Annotated in this window: 20 protein-coding genes; 13 read left to right on the top strand and 7 right to left on the bottom strand. The window is 58.5% G+C overall.

Features of this window, described 5'->3' with window-relative positions:
• Positions 1-28: 28 nt before the first annotated feature.
• Positions 29-1,429, top strand: a complete 1,401-nt coding sequence (locus AACY02_RS04105; protein ID WP_339430864.1) for an MFS transporter — start codon at positions 29-31, stop codon at positions 1,427-1,429.
• Between the two features lie 67 nt (positions 1,430-1,496).
• Here AACY02_RS04105 and AACY02_RS04100 read toward each other — a convergent pair whose 3' ends face one another.
• The 4 genes from AACY02_RS04100 to flgA form a co-directional block, all read right to left on the bottom strand.
• Entirely contained in the window at positions 1,497-2,243 is a 747-nt protein-coding gene (locus tag AACY02_RS04100) for a flagellar brake protein (RefSeq protein ID WP_339430863.1), read from the bottom strand.
• Positions 2,244-2,335: 92 nt separating this feature from the next.
• Complete coding sequence (locus AACY02_RS04095) at positions 2,336-2,803, bottom strand: flagella synthesis protein FlgN (protein WP_339430862.1); 468 nt, start codon at positions 2,801-2,803, stop codon at positions 2,336-2,338.
• 48 nt (positions 2,804-2,851) lie between these two features.
• Positions 2,852-3,178, bottom strand: a complete 327-nt coding sequence (flgM, locus tag AACY02_RS04090; protein WP_339430861.1) for a flagellar biosynthesis anti-sigma factor FlgM — start codon at positions 3,176-3,178, stop codon at positions 2,852-2,854.
• Positions 3,179-3,339: 161 nt separating this feature from the next.
• Positions 3,340-4,101: a flagellar basal body P-ring formation chaperone FlgA gene (flgA, locus tag AACY02_RS04085; RefSeq protein ID WP_339430860.1), complete on the bottom strand. Its 762-nt coding sequence runs from the start codon at positions 4,099-4,101 to the stop codon at positions 3,340-3,342.
• An 82-nt stretch (positions 4,102-4,183) separates the two neighbouring features.
• On the opposite strand from flgA, the gene AACY02_RS04080 reads away from it, so the two are divergent.
• From AACY02_RS04080 to flgE, 6 genes are all read left to right on the top strand, one after another.
• A complete protein-coding gene (locus AACY02_RS04080; protein WP_221733040.1) occupies positions 4,184-5,116 on the top strand; it encodes a chemotaxis protein CheV in 933 nt (310 codons plus the stop codon).
• A 48-nt stretch (positions 5,117-5,164) separates the two neighbouring features.
• Entirely contained in the window at positions 5,165-5,992 is an 828-nt protein-coding gene (cheR, locus tag AACY02_RS04075; RefSeq protein WP_221733039.1) for a protein-glutamate O-methyltransferase CheR, read from the top strand.
• A 281-nt stretch (positions 5,993-6,273) separates the two neighbouring features.
• Positions 6,274-6,681 (top strand): flagellar basal body rod protein FlgB, encoded by a 408-nt coding sequence (gene flgB, locus AACY02_RS04070; RefSeq protein ID WP_339430859.1) that lies wholly within the window; start codon positions 6,274-6,276, stop codon positions 6,679-6,681.
• A 3-nt stretch (positions 6,682-6,684) separates the two neighbouring features.
• A complete protein-coding gene (gene flgC, locus AACY02_RS04065) occupies positions 6,685-7,128 on the top strand; it encodes a flagellar basal body rod protein FlgC (protein WP_003227217.1) in 444 nt (147 codons plus the stop codon).
• Positions 7,129-7,143: 15 nt separating this feature from the next.
• Complete coding sequence (gene flgD, locus AACY02_RS04060; RefSeq protein WP_339430858.1) at positions 7,144-7,869, top strand: flagellar hook assembly protein FlgD; 726 nt, start codon at positions 7,144-7,146, stop codon at positions 7,867-7,869.
• Between the two features lie 30 nt (positions 7,870-7,899).
• Positions 7,900-9,216 carry a flagellar hook protein FlgE gene (gene flgE / locus AACY02_RS04055; protein WP_339430857.1) on the top strand — a complete coding sequence of 439 codons (1,317 nt, stop codon included), beginning with the start codon at positions 7,900-7,902 and terminating at the stop codon, positions 9,214-9,216.
• Between the two features lie 252 nt (positions 9,217-9,468).
• Here flgE and AACY02_RS04050 read toward each other — a convergent pair whose 3' ends face one another.
• Complete coding sequence (locus AACY02_RS04050) at positions 9,469-12,363, bottom strand: ribonucleoside-diphosphate reductase subunit alpha (RefSeq protein WP_339430856.1); 2,895 nt, start codon at positions 12,361-12,363, stop codon at positions 9,469-9,471.
• 737 nt (positions 12,364-13,100) lie between these two features.
• Between AACY02_RS04050 and AACY02_RS04045 the strand changes: the two genes are divergently transcribed.
• Both AACY02_RS04045 and AACY02_RS04040 read left to right on the top strand, forming a co-directional pair.
• Positions 13,101-13,823, top strand: coding sequence for a response regulator (locus tag AACY02_RS04045; RefSeq protein WP_339430855.1), 723 nt, complete (start codon positions 13,101-13,103; stop codon positions 13,821-13,823).
• A complete protein-coding gene (locus tag AACY02_RS04040) occupies positions 13,820-15,430 on the top strand; it encodes an ATP-binding protein (protein WP_339430854.1) in 1,611 nt (536 codons plus the stop codon). Before AACY02_RS04045 ends, AACY02_RS04040 begins: the two co-directional genes overlap by 4 nt.
• 54 nt (positions 15,431-15,484) lie before the next feature.
• Here the strand turns inward: AACY02_RS04040 and AACY02_RS04035 are convergent, their stop codons facing one another.
• Both AACY02_RS04035 and AACY02_RS04030 read right to left on the bottom strand, forming a co-directional pair.
• Positions 15,485-16,210, bottom strand: coding sequence for a 4'-phosphopantetheinyl transferase family protein (locus tag AACY02_RS04035; protein ID WP_339430853.1), 726 nt, complete (start codon positions 16,208-16,210; stop codon positions 15,485-15,487).
• Positions 16,211-16,304: 94 nt separating this feature from the next.
• Positions 16,305-17,096, bottom strand: a complete 792-nt coding sequence (locus tag AACY02_RS04030; protein WP_339430852.1) for a dienelactone hydrolase family protein — start codon at positions 17,094-17,096, stop codon at positions 16,305-16,307.
• A 142-nt stretch (positions 17,097-17,238) separates the two neighbouring features.
• Here AACY02_RS04030 and AACY02_RS04025 point away from each other — a divergent pair, with 142 nt between their 5' ends.
• The 4 genes from AACY02_RS04025 (at position 17,239) to AACY02_RS04010 (ending at position 22,185) form a co-directional block, all read left to right on the top strand.
• Positions 17,239-17,844: a hypothetical protein gene (locus AACY02_RS04025; RefSeq protein WP_339430851.1), complete on the top strand. Its 606-nt coding sequence runs from the start codon at positions 17,239-17,241 to the stop codon at positions 17,842-17,844.
• 148 nt (positions 17,845-17,992) lie between these two features.
• Positions 17,993-18,670, top strand: coding sequence for a response regulator transcription factor (locus AACY02_RS04020; protein ID WP_339430850.1), 678 nt, complete (start codon positions 17,993-17,995; stop codon positions 18,668-18,670).
• The gene (locus tag AACY02_RS04015) at positions 18,667-20,013 is read left to right on the top strand and encodes an ATP-binding protein (protein WP_339430849.1); all 1,347 of its coding nucleotides are present in this window, start codon (positions 18,667-18,669) and stop codon (positions 20,011-20,013) included. Before AACY02_RS04020 ends, AACY02_RS04015 begins: the two co-directional genes overlap by 4 nt.
• 129 nt (positions 20,014-20,142) lie before the next feature.
• Positions 20,143-22,185 (top strand): YncE family protein, encoded by a 2,043-nt coding sequence (locus AACY02_RS04010; protein ID WP_339430848.1) that lies wholly within the window; start codon positions 20,143-20,145, stop codon positions 22,183-22,185.
• The last annotated feature ends 80 nt before the right edge of the window (positions 22,186-22,265 follow it).

Here is a 22,265-nt window from a genome sequence, read left to right as displayed (position 1 = left end):
TTACTGCAAGGAGCCGCTCGGAACGCCGATGCGCCAAATCTGGAAATCCTTTCGAGCGCTGTATTTTGCCTCGCTGATGATGTTGATCGGCTCGGGTCTTCTATCTACTTATCTGGCCCTGCGCCTGGCGGCTGAAGATGTCGACGGGCTGTGGGTCGGTGCGTTGATGGCCGCCAACTATTTCGGTCTGGTGCTGGGCGGCAAGATCGGCCACCGGTTGATCGCCCGGGTCGGGCACATTCGCGCGTATTCGGCGTGTGCCGGGATCGTCGGTGCGGCGGTGTTGGGGCATGGTCTGGTGGACTGGCTGCCGGCATGGCTGGTGCTGCGAACGATTGTGGGTCTGGGCATGATGTGCCAGTACATGGTCATCGAGAGCTGGCTCAACGAGCAGGCCGATGCCAACCAGCGTGGTCTGGTGTTCAGCGGCTACATGATCGCGTCGTACCTTGGCCTGGTGTTGGGTCAATTGATTCTGGTCATGCATCCGGGCCTCGGTCTGGAGCTGCTGATGCTGGTCGCCCTGTGCTTCGCGCTGTGTCTGGTGCCGGTGACGCTGACCCGACGGATTCACCCGGCACCGCTGCATCCGGCGCCGATGGAGCCGCGTTTTTTCATCAAGCGCGTGCCGCAATCATTGAGTACGGTGCTCGGGGCGGGTTTGATCATTGGCTCGTTTTACGGTCTGGCGCCGCTGTATGCCTCGCAGCAAGGGCTGTCGACCGAGCAGGTCGGTCTATTCATGGGTACCTGCATTTTTGCCGGATTGCTGGTGCAGTGGCCGCTGGGGTGGTTGTCTGACCGATATGATCGCGCGCTGCTGATTCGTTGTTTTGCCGGTTTTCTGGCGGTTGCCGCTTTGCCGCTGGCGATCCTGCCGCAGGTACCGCTGGAGGTGCTGTTTGTGGTCGGCTTCCTCTGCTCGCTGGTGCAGTTCTGTCTGTATCCCCTGGCGGTGGCGTTTTCCAACGACCATGTCGAGGGTGATCGCCGGGTGTCGCTGACGGCGATGCTGTTGGTGACTTACGGGGTCGGTGCGAGCATCGGGCCGCTGTTGGCGGGTGTGTTGATGAAGTTGTTCGGTAGCCAAAGTCTGTACGCGTTCTTCAGCTTCTTTGCGATGGTGCTGGTGTGGCGGATTCGCCCGAAGGCGGTGACCAATCTGCATCAGGTCGACGACGCGCCGCTGCATCACGTAGCGATGCCGGACAGCATGTCCAGCTCACCGCTGGTGGCAGCCCTCGACCCGCGTGTTGACGAGCAGGTGGTGCAGGAGCAGATGCAGAACACGCCTGAGCCAGAGCCAGAGCCAGTGTCAGAGCCGGAGGCGCAATCGCAACCTGAAACAGAACCTGAGTCCGAACCTGCAGCCAATCCGGATGCTGGCAACGATAAGCCCGCCCCGGATATCAGTGGCGCCAGGCCTTGAGAAGCAGTCGAAAATAAAAAAGGGCAGTCACCGCAAGGTGACTGCCCTTTTTATTGGCCGTGTCGAATCAGAGATCGTCTTTATCGAAACGCCGTGCTTCACGTTGCAGCTGATAAACAAAACGCTCGACGTTACGTGCAGCCTGACCACTGATGTTGTGGAAGCGCAGGCCGGCAAACGTGATGTTGAGTTTTTCTTCGAAGTGCAGATAACGCAGTTCGACGGAAGTCGGCTGGTTGCCGAACAGCGGCGGGGCGATCAAGCGGTCGTAGACCTGGCCCAGTTGCAGGCGATCGGTGATGTCGCCTTCGAAGCGCAGCTTGCAACCGGTCGCGGAAATATCCAGCAGCTTGCCGTTGATCGGCGATTTGAGCTTTTCGCCGCCCAGTTCAACGTTGACCAGATCGGTCAGTTTCAGTGCCGCGCGAAAGGCGTTGCGGCGCTGGTGATACACCACTTCGCTCGGCAGTTCGCCGGTATAAAAGCGATCACCTTCGCACTCTTGGATGTTCAGCGTGCCAGTGCATTCCCAGGCAATGCGCACACCCTCATGAAAACCTTCAACTTTGAAAGACTCGCCGGCGAGCAGGAAGCGTTCGCCGTCGCGCGGGATCATTTCATCAAGGGCGATGGACGCGCTGTCACGGTCGACTTTGATCAGGTAGCTCTGGAAGCGCTGGCTGCGTTCGTGGAACGTGATGATCAGCGGATCGTGGCTTTCTTGCAGCTGACGCAGGTTGCTGGAGATTTCCAGGGGCGTGGTGAGCACCTTTGGGGGCTGCGGAGCATCATCCGCGCTTAGGGCGTTTGGCACGTTTTCTCAATCTCCAGACAAAATTTGACTACGACTGGCCAGTATTTTGCCAGCATGTTTCTCGTGTTGATAGTGCGGGCTCATCGAACGGCTTACGCCTGGCTGAACGTACGCGGCTTGACGGGTTTGGCGAAAGCACCACTGGCGTCATACAGCGCTGGCGGTTCACCCCCGGTGAGGATTTTCAGCTGATTGGCCGTAGCGGCCTGCTGTACCCGGATCGACTGGCCATTGTTGACATTGGCCGCCTGGCATTGGGCGATGAGATCGGTCAGGAAGTCGCTCTGGCTGAGCAACTGGTCGCCGAGGCTCGACTGGCTGGCGAGTTGCTCAAGCCCCTGCCGATTGGTCGGCAGGTTGAGACTGGCGAGGATTTCGCTGCGTTTGCGGCCATGCTGTTCAAGCAAAATGATCAGGGCCTGTTTGCGTGCCAGAATTTCTTCCAGCAAGGGCATGTCGCGACTATGCAAAGCGAGGGATTCGGTTTGCAGCAATTCCAGCAATTGTTGAGCTGGAGCAAAGTCGTCGATGATCAGTTGCAGTAAATGAGTGTCGTGCATGGCTGGCCTTGGGTTTTAAGCGTCCAAAAGCCTGGCGCAGGCAAAAGCCTAGCGCTGGGCTTCGAAGTTGAGCAGTTTGCTGGCTACACGGTTGCTGTCGACTTTGTAGCTGCCATCGGCAATCGCGGCTTTCAACTCGGCCACTCGGGCTTTGTCGACAGCAGGCTGATCGCGCAGCTTGTCCGTGACCTTCTGCAACTGTTGAGCCTCATTGCTGAGGTGTACCGATTCCCCGCTTTTTGCGGTACTGGCCGGTTCGGCCTGGGTATTCAGCGGCGCGGAGGTGCCGGTTTCGGCGGTTTCCCTGGCGTTGCTGGTACGTGTACTGCCCGTAAGTGACGAGGAGCTGTTCAAACGGCTGAAATCGATGACCATGTTAAAAACCTCTGGGAATTTGGACGCTTGCCATGTTTTCGGCCATCCCCTGGAAAACTTTAGGCCCATTTAGCAATAGGCCCTGCATGCGCCGGCGCGTGTCCTGCTGCCGCACAGTTTAGGGAACCGACGAGGTCCGCGCCAGTTTTCTCATGAGCGTTTTACATGGCCACTTCCACTTGGCCTGGCGCGATGACTTGCGCCTTGATGACCCGGTTGGAGTTGAGGTTTTTCACCCGGATCTGTTCTTTCAGGCCGCCGTTGGACAGGGCTTCTCCCGGCATACGCACGGCGAGTGTGCCGGTGCGGGCGATGATGACCACTTGATCGCCCTTGCGCACGACTTCCGCCTGTTCCAGATGCACGAGCGTGATGACCTGATCGGCGACCGTTGGTCGGGTTAATTTTTGCCCGATGGCTTGATCCACCGACGTCAGAAAACCTTGATTGATTGTGCTGACGTCACGCTCTCGCAGGGTCACATCCTGCGGCTCGATAATCCCGGCGCGTTTGAGCGGTCGTGTGGTGGTCACAATCTCGCGAAACAGGCGGACTTGAGCGGGTACGAACACGGTCCAGGGCGAGCTTCCCTCACAGCGAACCTTCACGGTTACCCGTCCCAGCGGACGTGCCGGACTCTCCAAAGACGCTGTCAATTCCTTGTCGCACATGGGCATGTGCATACGGGGGTCGAGCTGGTTGACTTCGATTTCGTAGCGGCCTTCCGTTTGACTGGTAGCCAGATAGTCTTCTACGGTGAACTCAAGAAAGCCCTGAGTGACGCCGATAAGCATGTCAGGCAAGGTAACCGCATCAGCAATGGCAGGGCTGCCGGCGAAAAAGAGGCAAACGGCGGACATCGCGCAAAGCCCTCTGCGAAGGGGAGATGTCAGGCGTCGGAAAAATGTCGTTTGAGCGTTCATACGAGTTAAAAAGCAAGCGCCGTGCCGTTTAGCAATGAATGTGCGTCGCAACAACACTTGGCGTTGGTGTAGGAGTCTGGGCATGGCTGGTGTAATGGATTCGGTGAACCAGCGCACGCAACTGGTAGGGCAGAATCGCCTGGAGCTGTTGTTGTTCCGTCTCGACGGTCAGCAGCTCTACGGGATCAACGTGTTCAAGGTTCGGGAAGTGCTGCAATGCCCGCAACTGACGCTGATGCCCAAGTCCAGTCCTGTCGTGTGCGGGGTGGCGAATATTCGGGGGGCGACCATTCCGATCCTTGATCTGGCAATGGCGACCGGTTCCGGGGCGTTGAAAGACAAGAAAAATCCGTTCGTGATCATCACGGAGTACAACACCAAGACCCAGGGTTTCCTGGTTCGCTCGGTGGAGCGCATCGTCAACATGAACTGGGAGGAGATCCATCCACCGCCCAAGGGCACCGGGCGCGATCATTACCTGACCGCTGTGACTCGGGTGGACAATCAGTTAGTCGAAATCATCGACGTCGAAAAGGTGCTGGCGGAAGTTGCACCGACGCCGGAAGCGATTTCGGTCGGTGTTGTCGATGTCGAGACGCAGACCAAGGCGTTGTCGCTGCGGGTGCTGACGGTCGATGACTCGTCGGTGGCGCGCAAGCAGGTCACGCGTTGCCTGCAGACGATCGGCGTTGAAGTCGTGGCGTTGAACGACGGCAAGCAGGCGCTGGATTACCTGCGCAAGCTGGTCGACGAGGGCAAGAAGCCGGAAGAAGAGTTCCTGATGATGATTTCCGACATCGAGATGCCGGAGATGGACGGGTACACCCTGACGGCCGAAATCCGCGGCGACGCTCGCATGCAAAAGCTTCATATCATCCTGCATACTTCGTTGTCGGGGGTATTCAATCAGGCGATGGTCAAGAAAGTCGGTGCCGATGACTTTTTGGCCAAGTTCCGCCCTGATGACCTGGCATCCCGGGTAGTCGACCGGATCAAAGCAGCAGATATCAGCTAGGGACCTTTTGTCCCTGGCGGTCAACACGATTTAAGAGGCGGCATCAATTTGTCTACGGGTAATTTGGATTTCGAACAGTTCCGGGTCTTCCTGGAAAAAGCCTGTGGCATTTTGCTCGGTGAAAACAAGCAGTACCTGGTCTCGAGCCGTCTCAACAAACTGATGGAGCAGCAAGGTATCAAGTCCCTGGGTGAGCTGGTTCAGCGCATCCAGACCCAGCCGCGCAGTGGTTTGCGCGAGCAGGTCGTCGATGCCATGACAACCAACGAAACCCTGTGGTTTCGTGACACCTATCCGTTTGAAGTCTTGAAGAACAAGGTGCTGCCCGAAGCCATCAAGGCCAGTCCCAACCAGCGTCTGCGGATCTGGTCGGCAGCCTGCTCGTCGGGTCAGGAACCGTACTCGCTCTCGATGTCTATCGATGAGTTCGAGCGCGTCAACCTTGGCCAGTTGAAGATGGGCGTGCAGATCGTTGCCACCGATCTCTCGGGCAGCATGCTGAACAACTGCAAGACTGGCGAGTACGACAGCCTTGCAATCGGTCGCGGTTTGTCCCCCGATCGTCTGCAGCGTTTTTTCGATCCGAAAGGACCTGGGCGCTGGGTCATCAAGGCACCGATCAAGAACCGGGTGGAGTTTCGCTCGTTCAATTTGCTCGACAGTTACGCCAGCCTGGGCAAGTTCGACATCGTGTTCTGCCGCAACGTGTTGATCTACTTCTCTGCTGAAGTGAAGAAAGACATTCTGTTGCGCATTCACAGCACGCTGAAACCGGGTGGTTATCTGTTCCTTGGCGCTTCCGAAGCGCTGAACGGTTTGCCGGATCATTACCAGATGGTCCAGTGCAGCCCGGGGATCATTTACAAGGCCAAGTAATCTGCAAATCGGCAACACAAAAACGGGAGTCCGCAGGGGCTCCCGTTTTTTTGTGCCTGGCGTTTCTACGAGGTCGCCGCTCCCACAGTGGAGCTGTGGTGTGGGTGGGAGGGGAGGGCAAGCGGCAGAAAAGCGGCAGCCAGCGGAAGTCGTTTGCCGCTTTTCTGGCATTGCCGCTTTGCCTGATCCCCGCAAAGGTGCGGTTTTCGGGGGTTTCTCGCGTTGGCACGGCGCTTGCTAAAGCTCAGTTACGAAAAACCGGTCACCCGAAGGTTCCCGACATGAGCATCAGCTTCGATAAAGCGCTCGGCATTCACGAAAAGGCATTGGGCTTCCGCGCTCAGCGTGCCGAAGTGCTGGCCAACAACATCGCCAACGCCGATACCCCGAACTACAAGGCTCGGGATCTGGACTTCTCCAAAGTGCTTGAAGCACAGACCCAGAAGAACGCCAACGGCACCATCGCCCTGAACATGACGAACAGCCGTCACATCGAAGCTGAAGGCCTGGGCAATGGCGACGAGTCGCTGATGTATCGCACGCCGATGCAGCCTTCGATCGACCAGAACACCGTAGATGCTCAGCTTGAGCAGTCGAACTACGCGCAAAACGCGGTCGGCTTCCAGGCCAGCTTCACTCTGCTCAACAGCAAATTCAAAGGGCTGGTGTCAGCCCTGCGCGGAGAGTAATCCATGTCCCTGTCCAGCGTTTTCAACATTGCCGGCAGCGGCATGAGCGCACAAACCACGCGTCTGAACACCGTGGCTTCGAACATCGCCAACGCCGAAACCGTCTCGTCGAGCATCGACCAGACCTACCGCGCCCGTCACCCGGTGTTCGCCACCATGTTCCAGGGTGGCCAGAACAGCGGCAGCAACTCGCTGTTCCAGAGCCAGGACGCCGCAGGGCAGGGCGTACAGGTACTCGGCGTGGTCGAAGACCAGAGCAACCTCGAGGCGCGTTACGAGCCGAACCATCCGGCCGCTGACGCCAAGGGCTACGTCTACTACCCGAACGTCAACGTGGTGGAAGAAATGGCTGACATGATTTCCGCGAGCCGGTCGTTCCAGACCAACGCCGAAATGATGAACACCGCCAAAACCATGATGCAGAAGGTGCTGACCCTCGGTCAGTAATAAGGGGCGACGGCCATGAGTGTTTCCGATACCACCAGCAGCTTGAGCATGAATGACATCCTGGCGAACTCGTCGAAAAAGACCAGTTCGACCACCGGTGGCATTGCTTCGGCTACCAACAGCGCCACCGGCGGCCAGGCACTGGGCAAGGACGCGTTCCTGCAATTGCTGGTCACCCAGCTGAAAAACCAGAACCCGCTCGATCCGCAGGACAACAGTGCATTCGTTGCCCAGTTGGCACAGTTCAGTAGCCTGGAAGGCATCACCACGCTTAACAGCACCGTCAGCTCGCTGGCCGGCAACTACAACTCCTCGCAGGCACTGCAGGCGTCGTCGCTGGTCGGTCGCAACGTGATCGTGCAGACCAACAGCGTTCAGATGGACGACCCGAGCAAGGGCATGACCGGTTCGGCGACCGTTCCGTCATCGATTGCCGGTGGCACCGTCAGCATTACCGACAGCAGCGGCACGGTGGTTCGCACCATCGATCTGGGCAGTCGCGCCGCAGGCAGCGCGAGCTTCACCTGGGACGGCAAGGACAAGGACGGCAATCTGGTGAAGGCCGGTACCTATACCGTCAAAGCCAACGCATCAATCAATGGCACCGCGACCGACTTGGCGACTTACCTGCCAGCCACGGTCAACAGTGTGACCATCAGCCAGACCGGCGGCGAGTTGATGCTCAACCTGTCCGGCAAGGGCACCGTCGCCCTGTCCAAAGTACAAACCATTGGTATATAGAGCCGACTAACCGGCACAAAGGAGTGGAATATGTCTTTCAATATCGGCCTTAGCGGTCTCTATGCAGCCAACAAACAACTGGACGTGACCGGCAATAACATCGCCAACGTTGCAACCGCCGGTTTCAAATCGTCCCGTGCAGAATTCGAAGACGTTTACTCGGCCACTCGCCTGGGTAGCGGCAGCAAGGTCATCGGTAACGGTGTGCGTCTGGCCAACGTGTCCCAGCAGTTCACCCAGGGTGACATCAACAACACCGGTAACGTGTTGGATATGGGTATCAACGGTTCGGGCTTCTTCACCATGAGCAACAATGGCTCGGTGTCCTACACCCGTGCCGGTACGTTCAAGGTCGACAATGCTGGCTTCATCACCAACACCAACTACACCTCGCGTCTGCAGGGCTACGGCGTGGATGCCAACGGCAAGGTCATCAACGGCGTACTGACCGACCTGAAGATCGACACCTCGAACCTGGCGCCAAAGTCCACCTCGCTGGTGACGTCGACCATCAACCTGGACTCGACCGCTCCGGTGATCGACGACACCGTGGCCGCCGGCAAATTCGACCCGACCAACCTCGCGACCTACACCAAATCGTTCAGCACGCCGATCTATGACAGTCAGGGCAACATGCACCCGATGGATCAGTACGTGGTCAAGACCGGTGCCAACACCTGGAAGGTCTACACCCTGGTAGACGGGCGTAACCCGGACGCTACCGGTAGCGATCCGAAGGTCACCGCGCCGACACCTTCGACCATGACGTTTGACTCCGCTGGCAAACTGACTCAGGTCAGCACGCCGCCTGGTCCGGTGATTAGCAGTGACCTGAAGCTCACCGGCTGGGTTCCTGGCAATGTGATCAATGGTACCTTCACGCCTAACGGTGCTGCGGCGAACACCGCTGGTATTACCATTTCCATGGCCAAGACCACTCAGTACAACGCTGACACCGCGCGTTCGATCCCGACTCAGGATGGTTACGCCACTGGCCAGATCACCAACCTGACCATCGACGGCACCGGTACGCTGTTCGCCAACTTCAGCAACAACCAGAGCAAGGCCATCGGCCAGGTTGCGCTGGCCAGCTTCACCAACGAACAAGGCCTGCAGGCTATTGGTGGTACTAGCTGGAAAGAGACGTTTGCTTCGGGTATCCCGGGTTACGATGCGCCGGAAACCGGTACGTTGGGTTCGGTTGTTTCCAACTCGCTGGAAGAGTCCAACGTTAACCTGACCAACGAGCTGGTTGATCTGATCAAGGGGCAGAGCAACTATCAGGCGAACGCCAAGACTATTTCGACCCAGAGCACCATCATGCAGACCATCATTCAGATGGCCTGATGCTGGTTTTTGGTTGTAAAGGAAGCCCCTCTTTTTGAGGGGCTTTTTTGTAGGTGCGAGGCCGGTTCGGTTTGGGCGGTGTGTGAGCCGACCAAGGGAGAGGGGGCAGCGAAGGCGTCCTGATGCTGCCCAACTGCTGTCAGATACACTTGACCCGAGCGTTTACTCCACCCAAAAGAAAACCCCCGACAAACCATAGGTCTGTCGGGGGTTTCTCGTTCAGGCGCCTTGCAACGCCTGACTCAGCTCAGCTTATTGGCAAGCTTCGCAATCCGGCTCGTCAATCGCGCAAGCCTTGGGCACTGGAGCAGGACCTGCAGGAGCCGCCAGAACCGAATCGTCGCCGTGGTTGCCGCCGCTGGAAACAGCGTTCAGCTTGCCGGTGTTGATGGTCGACTTCTCGGTGCTGGTCGCGGCCAGGGCACGGAGGTAGTAGGTGGTTTTCAGTCCACGGTACCAGGCCATGCGGTAGGTCACGTCGAGCTTCTTGCCCGAGGCGCCGGCGATGTACAGGTTCAGCGACTGAGCCTGGTCGATCCACTTCTGACGACGGCTGGCGGCGTCAACGATCCACTTGGTGTCCACTTCGAACGCGGTCGCGTAGAGCTCTTTGAGTTCTTGCGGGATGCGCTCGATCTGCTGCACCGAACCGTCGTAGTACTTCAGGTCGTTGATCATGACCGAGTCCCACAGACCGCGAGCCTTGAGGTCGCGAACCAGGTACGGGTTGATCACGGTGAATTCGCCCGACAGGTTCGATTTCACATACAGGTTCTGGTAGGTCGGTTCGATCGACTGCGAGACGCCAGTGATGTTGGCGATGGTCGCGGTCGGTGCGATGGCCATGATGTTGGAGTTACGAATGCCTTTTTGTACACGGGCGCGAACCGGTGCCCAGTCGAGGGTTTCGTTCAGGTCAACGTCGATGTACTTCTGGCCACGTTGTTCGATCAGGATCTGTTGCGAGTCCAGTGGCAGGATGCCTTTGGACCACAGCGAACCGTTGAACGTCTCGTACGAGCCGCGTTCGTCAGCCAGGTCGCAGGACGCCTGGATCGCGAAGTAGCTGACCGCTTCCATCGACTTGTCGGCGAATTCGACGGCAGCGTCGGAGCCGTAAGGGATGTGTTGCAGGTACAGCGCGTCCTGGAAGCCCATGATGCCCAGGCCGACAGGGCGATGACGGAAGTTGGAGTTCTTCGCCTGCGGTACCGAGTAGTAGTTGATGTCGATCACGTTATCGAGCATGCGAACGGCAACATCGATGCTGCGCTTGAGCTTGGCGGTGTCCAGCTTGCCGTCGACGATGTGGTTCGGCAGGTTGATCGAGCCCAGGTTGCAAACGGCGATCTCGTCCTTGTTGGTGTTCAAGGTGATCTCGGTGCACAGGTTCGAGCTGTGAACCACGCCGACGTGCTGCTGCGGGCTGCGCAGGTTGCACGGGTCTTTGAACGTCAGCCATGGGTGACCGGTTTCGAACAGCATGGACAGCATTTTGCGCCACAGGTCTTTGGCCTGGATGGTCTTGAACAGCTTGATCTTGCCCGGGTACTCGGACAGCGCTTCGTAATACTCGTAGCGCTCTTCGAAAGCTTTACCGGTCAGGTCGTGCAGGTCGGGTACTTCGGATGGCGAGAACAGGGTCCATTTGCCGTCATCGAAGACGCGCTTCATGAACAGGTCAGGGATCCAGTTGGCGGTGTTCATGTCGTGGGTACGACGACGGTCATCACCGGTGTTCTTGCGCAGCTCGATGAACTCTTCGATGTCCATGTGCCAGGTTTCCAGGTAGGCACAGACAGCGCCTTTGCGCTTGCCACCCTGGTTAACGGCGACGGCGGTGTCGTTCACGACTTTGAGGAACGGAACCACGCCTTGCGACTTGCCGTTGGTGCCTTTGATGTACGAACCCAGTGCACGGACAGGCGTCCAGTCGTTACCCAGGCCACCGGCGAATTTCGACAGCATGGCGTTGTCGTGGATCGCGTGGTAAATGCCCGACAGGTCATCCGGAACGGTGGTCAGGTAGCAGCTCGACAGCTGTGGACGCAGGGTGCCGGCGTTGAACAGTGTTGGAGTCGAAGCCATGTAGTCGAACGAGGACAGCAGGTTGTAGAACTCGATCGCACGGTCTTCTTTGTTCTTCTCTTCGATGGCCAGGCCCATGGCCACGCGCATGAAGAAGATCTGCGGCAGTTCGAAACGCACGCCATCCTTGTGGATGAAGTAACGGTCGTACAGGGTTTGCAGGCCCAGGTAGGTGAATTGCTGGTCGCGCTCGTGGTTGATCGCCTTGCCCAGTTTTTCCAGGTCGAAGGTGGCCAGCACAGGGTTCAGCAGTTCGAACTCGATACCTTTGGCGACATAAGCCGGCAGTGCCTTGGCGTACAGGTCGGCCATTTCGTGGTGAGTGGCGCTTTCAGCCACACCCAGGAAGCCCAGGCCTTCGGCACGCAGGGTGTCCATCAGCAGGCGGGCGGTGACGAACGAGTAGTTCGGCTCGCGCTCAACCAGCGTACGGGCGGTCATCACCAGGGCGGTGTTGACGTCGGTCAGGGCCACGCCGTCGTACAGGTTTTTCAGGGTTTCGCGCTGGATCAGGTCGCCGTCGACTTCAGCCAGGCCTTCGCAGGCTTCGGTCACGATGGTATTCAGGCGGCCCATGTCCAGTGGCGCCAGGCTACCGTCGGTACGGGTGATGCGGATCGACGGATGAGCGTTGACTGCTTCTTCGGCCGGGGCGTGGGCAGCGCGTTCTTTCGAGCGACCGTCACGGTAGATCACGTAGTCGCGAGCCACTTTCTGCTCGCCGGCACGCATCAGGGCCAGTTCGACCTGGTCCTGGATTTCTTCGATGTGGATGGTGCCGCCCGAAGGCATGCGACGCTTGAAGGTCGCGGTGACTTGTTCGGTCAGACGGGCAACGGTGTCGTGGATTCGCGACGAAGCGGCAGCGGTGCCGCCCTCAACTGCGAGAAACGCTTTGGTGATAGCGACGGTGATCTTGTCATCGGTGTAAGGAACGACAGTGCCATTACGCTTGATCACGCGCAGCTGGCCAGGCGCGGTGGCTGCCAGATCCGAAGTCGAATCAGCGGCCTGCGGCAAGGTGCCCTGCGGGTTCTCGCGAGTTGTGTCGGTTTGCATGGGTGTCTCCACGTTCTCTATGTTTGTTTGGGCACCATCACGGTGCCCACCGTTCCGTCCTGAAGCACTACAACCGGCACGTGCCGGGTATAACGACTTCGGGACAGTTCAGGAAGAAGGCCTTGTGGGCGCCGCTTCCATGCCGAAGTCTTCGGCTCGCGCGATACGCGTGAGACCGCATTCCTTTCGGGGAGCAGTTTCGCCACTGCAACACCCGTACCGTTATCGTCGTGATCGACTGAAAAACGGTAGCCATCCGCAGGCGCGGTTTGGGCTTGTAAAAATACGTTTGGTTCAACCCGACAATGGCAATAAAAAGCCTTGAATTCACTGTCCGGTTTGTGTTTGGTTTTTTACGCAAAACCCTACATGTAGGGTTTTTTTGCGAACGGGCTACAAGATAATGCGTTTCAGGGGCGGATTGCAACGCACAGCTTGTGGATAACCCTGTGCGTAAATTGTGTGTGAAACAGGGAATTCCCGTGTAGGCCGCGAACCTGCTGAGCTAGACCGTTTGTCACTGTTTTTTCGCCTGGAAAAACGCTTCAGCGGATTTTTAAGGGCGCGAACCCTATCACAAAAAACGGCCTTGTCCGAACGCATTTACCGACTTGTGTTCTGGCTGGACGCCGTTTATACAATCGGCCCATGCGTACGCATTCTTATCCTCCGAAAAGATGACAAAAAGACCGGAGGATCCTTCCTTTATTCGTAATTCTGGCAAGCAGAGGTCACCGGTGGAGCAACAAGCCTTTCAGGTATTGATAGTCGAGGATGATCAGCGTCTGGCCGAACTCACTCGCGACTACCTGCAAGCCAATGGACTGCGCGTGGACATCGAAGGCAACGGTGCGCTGGCGGCGGCGCGGATCATCAAGGAGCAACCGGATCTGGTGATCCTCGACCTGATGCTCCCCGGCGAAGATGGCCTGAGCATCTGCCGCAAGGTGCGCGACCGTTATGACGGGCCGATTCTGATGCTTACGGCAAGAACCGACGACGCCGACCAGATCCATGGCCTCGACCTCGGCGCCGATGATTACGTGTGCAAGCCGGTACGCCCGCGACTGTTGCTGGCGCGGGTTCAGGCGTTGCTGCGACGCAGTGACACGCCCGAGCCGACCACGGAGAAATCCCGGCGCCTGCAATTCGGCCCGCTGGTGGTGGACAACGCCTTGCGCGAGGCCTGGCTGAGCGACAGCGGCATCGAGTTGACCAGCGCCGAGTTCGACCTGCTCTGGTTGTTGGTCTCCAACGCCGGACGCATTCTGTCACGGGAAGAGATTTTCACCGCGCTGCGCGGTATTGGCTACGACGGGCAGGACCGCTCGATCGATGTACGCATATCGCGCATCCGCCCCAAAATCGGCGACGACCCCGACCATCCGCGTCTGATCAAGACCATCCGCAGCAAAGGCTACCTGTTCGTCCCTGAGGCCTGCGCAGACCTGGCGCTGTGAACTCGATCTTCCTGCGTATCTATGGCGGCATGTGCGCAGCCTTGATTCTGGTGGCCGTGCTCGGTGTGCTCGCACTGAACCTGCTCAATCAGGTGCGCAGCGAGCAGTACCGCGAGCGCCTGGCCCACGGCACGTTCTCGCTGATGGCCGACAACCTGCAACCGATGAATGAAACCGAGCGTCATCGTGCGCTATTGGTTTGGGAGCGATTGCTCGGGATTCCGCTGGCGCTCAAGACCTTTGCCGAAACGGGCCTCGACCTCACCCAGCGCACCCGCGTTCTGCGCGGCCAAGCGCTGGTCGAGCAAACCGGGCCGCATGCGGCGAAGGTCTATCGGCTGGTCAGCGACAAAGAACAACTCGTACTCACCGGCGAGGTGCAACAAATCAGCGAACAACTGGCCCGGGCGACTATTTACCTGCTGGCCGATGAACTGGTGCGCGTACCGGTGGGCGAGCAGCCCAAACGGCTGGCGCAGATAAAGAAAGAGAAGGGCTTCGGTTTCGATCTGCGATTGGTCACAGTGAATGACGCCGACATGGACGAAGACCAGAGCCGACGGGTGTCCGAGGGCGATACGGTGATGGCGCTGGGCAAGGGCGGCGATTCGATCCGCGTGTTTGCCGGCATGGTTGGTACGCCCTGGGTGCTGGAAATCGGGCCGCTGTACCAGATGAATCCGTATCCACCGCAATGGCTGGTGTTGATCGCCGCGCTCGGGCTGACCTTGATCGGCCTTATCGTTTATCTGCTGGTGCGCCAACTCGAGCGCCGTTTGCGAGGCCTTGAAGCAGCGGCTACGCGCATCGCCAAGGGCAGTCTGGAAACCCGCGTGCCGGCGCGCGGTGCTGACTCGGTCGGGCGACTGGCTTCGGCGTTCAATGGCATGGCCGAACACCTGCAACAGTTATTGGCGATCCAGCGTGAACTGGTGCGTGCGGTGTCCCATGAACTGCGCACGCCGGTGGCTCGGTTGCGGTTTGGCCTGGAAATGATCGGCTCGGCAACCACGCCGCAAGCCCTGGAAAAGTACCGTGAGGGCATGGATCACGACATTGAGGACCTCGATAAGCTGGTCGATGAAATGCTCACGTATGCGCGTCTGGAGCAGGGGGCACCGGCGCTGACGTTTCAACGCATCGACCTCGACGCGTTGGTCAATCAGGTGATCGAGGAATTGGCGCCGTTGCGCGCCGAGGTCACGGTGCAGCGTGGCTTGTGTCTGGCCGCCGCCGATAACGACGATGCCTGGGTCGAGGCTGAGCCGCGTTATCTGCATCGGGCCTTGCAGAATCTGGTGAGCAACGCCATGCGCCATGCACGCTCGACGGTCACGGTGAGTTATCAGGTCGGGCAACTGCGCTGTCGGGTGGATGTCGAGGATGACGGGCCGGGAGTGCCGGAAGTGGCGTGGGAGCGGATCTTCACGCCGTTTTTACGCCTGGACGACAGCCGCACCCGGGCATCGGGTGGGCATGGGTTGGGCTTGTCGATTGTGCGACGGATCATCCATTGGCATGACGGGCGGGCCATCATTGGCCGGAGCAAGAGTCTGGGAGGGGCCTGCTTTAGCTTGAGCTGGCCGAGGAATCAGGAGCGGCGCTGAATGTTGTGTCGTCTTTGCCAGCGATGTGGTCTCCCTGAAAGCCCATAAAGATCTTCAGGCTTTGATACTGACCAGACTCAACAATTGCCCATCCTGCACCCCGAACTGCGCATCCAGTTCTGTCCCGTTGCGCCATTCGCCGGACAGGTCCGTCAACAGGCGTAAACGTACCTGACCCTGTTCAGTCCATTCCAGGAGTTCGGCATGCTCGAAGTAAAAGCGTTTTTGCACGATCGGGTACAGCGCTTTGAACAGGCTCTCTTTCACCGAGAATGTCAGCGTGACCAGCAACGCCAATTGATCCCGCGCGCCAGCGGCCATGCGCTGCATTTCCGCCGGAGTGAGGATTTCCCCGGCCAGGCGCTCGGCGCGCTCGATGTTGAGCAGGTTTTCCAGATCCATACCCAAGCCGCGCCAATGTTGCTTATTGGCGACAATCGCTGCCGCACGGCCGGTGCTGTGGGTGATCGAGCCGCTGATGTGCGCCGGCCACACGGGGGCCCGGTCTTCGCCAATTGCTGGAACCATGCCACTCCCTTGCAACTGTTGCAGCGCCGCCCGCGCGCAGAGGCGTCCGGCGAGAAACTCGGCCTGACGCTTGGCCACCGAACGCTGAATACTTGGCGGTGGATCGATGGCGCTGCGTTGAAAGTCATCGCCGAGCAGTTGCGACGGATCGAAATGAGTGCTGAGCAGCACCGTGTCGGGCAACGCCGTCGGCAAGGGCCAGTGGGCGTCGAGCGGGGTGCAGCAAGCGGGGAGGGTTGGGGTGAGATTCATGGCGGGCATTTTGCCGGTTAGCCGAGGCAAGGTCGAGATCAATGGTGTGGCCTTCGCGAGCAAGCGTGAAGGCCACACCACGCTCAACGCTGGCTTAACCAAAGATCTTCTGGAAGAACGCTTTCATGTCCGCCCAGGATTTTTCATCCGCAGCCTTGTTGTAACCAATGTCCGGCCCTGCGTGTTCGCCATGGCTCAAGCGATCGGCATCCGGATTGGTAAAACCATGCTTGGCGCCCTCCAGACTGACGAACCTGTAGTCAGCCCCCGCCTTGTCCATTTCCGACTTGAACGCGGTGACGTTGTCCGGCGTGACCATGCTGTCCAGCGCACCATGCTCCACCAGAATTTTCGCCTTCACGCTGCCGGGCGTGGCCGGCGTCTTGGTTGCCAGCGCGCCATGGAAACTCACCACCCCCGCCAGCGGTACACCTTGGCGCGCCGCGTTCAACACGACGCCACCGCCGAAGCAATAGCCGATGGCTGCGAGTTTGTTCACGTCGGTCTGGGGCTGTTTTTTCAACAAGTCCAAACCGGCAGAGAAGCGTTTACTGGCGGCGTCGGCGTCCTGGGTCGCTGCCTGCATGAACGCCATCGCATCTTTCGGGTGCTCGGTATTTTTCCCTTCGCCGTACATATCAATCGCCAGCGCGCTGTAGCCGAGCTCAGCCAGGTCGCGTGCGCGGCGCTTGGCGTAATCGTTCAAGCCCCACCATTCATGCACCACGACAATGCCGGGACGGGCGCCTTTGATCGCGTCGTCGTAGGCGTAGTAACCCATCAGCTTGCTGCCGTCGGCGCTTTGGTAGGGGATTTCTTCGGTCTTGATCGCCGCGTGGGTGAGGCAGCTTGCGGCCAGCAGGGTGAGGGCGAGGAACAGGCGCATGGTCGGTCTCCATATCGAAAAGTGGTCAGAGCAGCCTAGTCGATTTGGTTCAGGTCAGGTTCAGAGAGTGTTCAGGGGCGGTACAGGACAGGGGCAGTAACCTTGCGCCATACCCAAACAGCACTGTGAAAGAGGAAATACCATGACTCGTTTAAACAAACTGCTGCTGGCATTTACCGTAATGAGCGCCAGTATCGCGGCCCATGCCGACACGACTTCGAACTTCGCCGGCCTGACCTTCGGCCAGACCAGCGACAAGATCAAAAAATCCCATGCCCTGAACGACAACCTCGATCACCCTGACGCCACTGGCGCGATCGACGGCAACAATACCTACGGCGTACGCCTCGGTCAGCAAAACAGTCAGGGTCGCTACTACGCCACCTACGACAATGTGTCGGGTTCGCACAATGGCATTAAACTGCGTCAGGAAAACCTGCTGGGTAGCTACGATCTGTTCTATCCGGTGGGCAACACCACCAAATTGTTCGGCGGTGCGACGGCCGGTTTGACCAAGCTGACTCAGGAATCGCCAGGCTACAGTCGCGACAGTGACATCGGTTATGCGGTCGGCGGCCAGTTCGGTGTTTTGCAGCAAGTGTCGCAAAACACTTCGGTAGAACTCGGTTACCGTTACCTGCGTAGCAACGCCAGCACCGAGATGAGCGAGCGCGGCGGCAGCAAACAGGGTTCGCTGGGCTTGACCAGCAGCGCCCAGACGTACCTGTCGGCCAACTACTCTTTCTGATAGAGCAGTCAGCCTGAATGTGGGAGCGGGCTTGCTCGCGAAAGCGGTGGATCAGTCAATGAAGATGACGACTGGTACATCGCCTTCGCGAGCAAGCCCGCTCCCACAGGTGTGTTGTTGGAGATTTTGATTTACCCAGGAGAGCGATATGAAACTGTTGGTCGTCGAGGATGAAGCGCTGTTGCGTCATCACCTGCAAACCCGTCTGACGGAGAGCGGTCACGTGGTCGAGTCCGTGGCCAATGCCGAAGAGGCGCTGTACCAGACCGGGCAGTTCAATTTTGACCTGGCGGTGATCGACCTCGGTCTGCCGGGCATGGGCGGCCTCGACCTGATCCGCCAGTTGCGCTCAGGCGCCAAGACCTTCCCGATCCTGATCCTCACCGCGCGCGGTAACTGGCAGGACAAGGTCGAAGGCCTGGCCGCCGGTGCTGACGACTACGTGGTCAAACCGTTCCAGTTCGAAGAACTCGACGCGCGCCTGAATGCCTTGTTGCGACGCTCCAGCGGTTTCACGCAATCGACCATCGTCGCCGGCCCGTTGCTGCTTGATCTCAATCGCAAACAGGCCACCCTCGACGAGCAACCGCTGGCGCTGACCGCCTACGAATACCGCATCCTCGAATACCTGATGCGGCACCACCAGCAAGTGGTGCCCAAGGACCGCTTGATGGAACAGCTCTATCCGGACGATGACGAGCGCGATCCGAACGTGATCGAAGTGCTGGTCGGCCGCCTGCGCCGCAAGCTCGAAGGTCCGGCCGGGTTCAAGCCAATCGACACCGTGCGTGGTCTCGGCTACCTGTTCAATGAGCGCTGCACTTGATTCGTTCCCTTCGTGTTCGCTTGATGCTCGCCGCCACCACGTTGGCGGTGTTGTTCATGCTCGCCTTGCTGCCGGCGATGCAAGGCGCGTTCAGCCTGGCGCTGCAGGATTCCATCGAGCAGCGTCTGGCGTCGGACGTCACCACGCTGATCTCCGCCGCACGCATTGAAAACGGCCGGCTGGTGATGCCTACGCAGTTGCCGGATGAGCGCTTCAACCTCACTGACCTGCGCCTGCTCGGTTACATCTACGACCGTTCAGGGCATCTGGTCTGGCGTTCGAAAGCCACCCAGGAAGAGCAGATCAACTACAAACCGCGTTATGACGGCCTCGGCAACGAGTTCGCGCGGATTCGCGAGGCCAGCGGCCAGGAATTCTTCGTCTACGACGTGGAAGTCAAACTGCTCGGCGGCAAAAGCGCTGCGTTCAGCATCGTTGCCTTGCAACCGGTGCGCGAGTACGAAAGCACCCTTGAAGGCCTGCGCGAAAATCTTTACCTGGGTTTCGGCGCCGCCTTGCTGGTACTGCTGGCGCTGTTGTGGATCGGTCTGACCTGGGGCCTTAAAGCCTTGCGCCAACTCAGTCAGGAACTCGATGAAATCGAAGGCGGCACCCGCGAAAGCCTCACCGAACAACACCCGCGTGAACTGCTGCGACTGACCGGTTCGCTCAACCGCTTGCTGCTCAGTGAGCGCCAGCAACGCAGCCGCTATCGCGACTCTCTCGATGACCTGGCCCACAGTCTGAAAACGCCGCTGGCGGTGCTGCAAGGCGTCAGCGAGGACATGGCTCAACGTCCCGAAGAACGCGATCAGGCCTGGGTGCTGCAAAGCCAGATCGAACGCATGAGCCAACAGATCAGCTATCAACTGCAGCGCGCGAGTTTGCGCAAAAGCGGACTGGTGCGGCATCAGGTGCGCTTGCAACCGGTGCTCAAAAGCCTGTGCGACACGCTGGACAAGGTCTACCGCGACAAGCGTGTGCGGGTGGCATTCGATCTGCCTGAGCATTGTTATGTACCGATCGAGCAGGGCGCCTTGCTGGAGATGATGGGTAACTTGCTGGAAAACGCCTATCGCCTGTGCCTGGGCGAAGTGCGCATCAGCGTGCGCGAGACCCTGGCCGGGGTTGAGTTGTGCGTCGAAGATGACGGCCCGGGCGTACCGCCGGATCAGCGTGCGCGGATTCTTGAGCGTGGCGAGCGGCTGGATCGTCAGCATCCGGGGCAGGGCATCGGGTTGGCGGTGGTCAAGGACATCATCGAAAGCTACAACGCCAAACTGGCGCTGGGTGATTCGCCGATGGGTGGGGCGGCGTTCAGGATTCATTTTCCGGCGGTATAACGAGGATAACCGTCTGTCGGAAATCAGACCTTACCTGTCAGATGTGACAGTTGTCAGTCGGACGGGGTAGGTGTGTGATGGTTGCGCCTCCGAGAGGGCTCGGTTGAATCACACTTGCGGGAGAACATGATGGATATCCAGTCATCGGCGCTGAACCAGTTGTTTGTACTTTATCCCGTAATCATTCCAGGATGGATCTCTCCGTTGAAAACCGCCGATCCCGCTGACGGTGGCATTCCCAAATCGCTCTACGATGAACAGCCGCAGGGCCTGGAGTGCCTGGTCGATCCATGGGCGGAGCTCCAGAGTCGTTCGTGGAAAATGGCTGTCGATGATCGCGTTGACTTGTACATCAATAGCGAGACCACTCCGGTTGCAGGAAAAACCATCGTACAGGGAGAGGAGCAGTCACGTATCCGTCTGTACGTACCGCACGGACGGTTGCCCAATGGAGTTTCCAGGTTTCATTACAAAGTCACTCGTCCCAGTGGGAATAGCGAAGACTCACGGGATTTGAACGTGTTGTATTACCTGCGCTCGCCGGGAGAACCGGCGCCACAGGGGCTGGATCTGGTAATCCCCCCCGATGTGCTGAAGGATGGGGTCGACGCTGCACGGGCTGCGCAAGGTGTGGAGTTCGGATTTAACTTTTCCAACCCACGCCCCTATAACCGTATTCGTTTTCAGACCGGTGATGAGACGGATGAGTGGGAGATCACCGATGCTTCGGCACCGGTGACCAGAACGCTTTTCGAGGACACGTTTCGGCGCATTGGGGACAGCCGTTACGTACAGCTGGACTACCTGGTATTCGATCATTTGGGAAATTTCAATCGGTCATCAACCAAGCTGATAGATGTTCATCTTGGCCGACTTGATACTCAAGTCGCCTTCAGTAACGGACCGTATGACGTCGCTCCTGGCGGACGCGTCAAAGACGTCAAACTCAGCCTTACGCGATCAGGGCAGCCAGCTGTAGGCAAGATCACGGTAGTGCTTCCAGTAGGCAGCCAATATGCCGATGGGGCAGGCGGTACCCGCGAATTTTCGACACAGCCGGACGGCACCCTGATCATCGAGGGCATTAAAGGAGCGACTGCTGGCGGGGTTTACACTCTGATGGCCTCCAGTGGCGGGCATACGACAACCGAGACTTTGACTGTCATGGCGTATGCGCAACCGGGCGTAATTGCCGTCGGCGCTCTGATTCAGGGAATTACCATCAGTAGCGATGGCAGACGAGCCTACGTGGGGCCTGCTAACGGGAGATCGCTGGCGGTGATCGACACTGAAAAAGCCAAGGTTGAACGGTATATCCCGATCAACGGTCAGGATTCATCGAGTCAGCATGCATTGAGTCGCGACGGTACTCGGGCTTTTGCAGGCTTTTACCAGACTCAACTAATGGAAATCCTCGACCTGGAGAGCGAGCGGACCATCGCGAGCTTTCCGGTAGGTAGAGCCTGCTTCAATGTCACCCTGAGCCAGGACGAAGCGCTTGCGTTTGTCAGTAACTCGCATGACGCCACTGTTAACGTGATAGATGTGCGCAACTTGCAATCGCTAAAAACCATTACGGTTGGCCAGGCACCGAACCAGATTGTTGTTCATCCCGATGGCAGCAGAATTTATGTCGCTGTAGTAAGCAGCAGCTCGATTGTCGTCATCGATTCCCGGTCACTGACGCAAATTGCCGCATTCCGCTTGAAGGCGCCGCCTATCGGTCTCGCAATGAGTCCTGACGGGAACAGCATTTTTGCTGATGTTGTAGTGAGCACGACGGAGGAAATCGTGCAGGTCAATGCTCACAATGGCGCATTGATCAGGGCTATACCCGTTACCGGGCTCGCCAGGGGCATCGTGGTCAACCATCGCGGTACACGTGCTTACTGCTGTAATCCTCATACGCATACCGTCTCGACCATTGATATTCAATCTGGCGCTGTCATCCAGAGAATACCCGTAGGACGGCTGCCACTTCGTATGGCGATCAGTCCCGATGATTCACTCGGGTATGTTTCCTGTCATGAGGACGGGACCGTTTGGGTGATCTCTTTGCAGCCGGTATTAGCGGGGGGACTCGATACCCCTTTTGGAGGCGTTCTCGAGCATGTTGAACCAGGTTCTGTGAAACCGGTTCCGGGGGACGAGTATCTCGGTCTGCCGGGGTGATCTGAAGTCAAAGGATCGCAGTCTCGGCGACTACAGCAGTTTGCATTCCAATTCGCAGGAACTGCTGAAGATCTGTGATC

The sequence above is a fragment of the Pseudomonas sp. EA_65y_Pfl2_P78 genome, assembly GCF_963970495.1.
Classification (GTDB): Bacteria; Pseudomonadota; Gammaproteobacteria; order Pseudomonadales; family Pseudomonadaceae; genus Aquipseudomonas; species Aquipseudomonas baetica_A.
The sequence above is the reverse complement of the archived record's forward strand: the minus strand, read 5'-3'. Positions and strand labels throughout refer to the sequence as shown.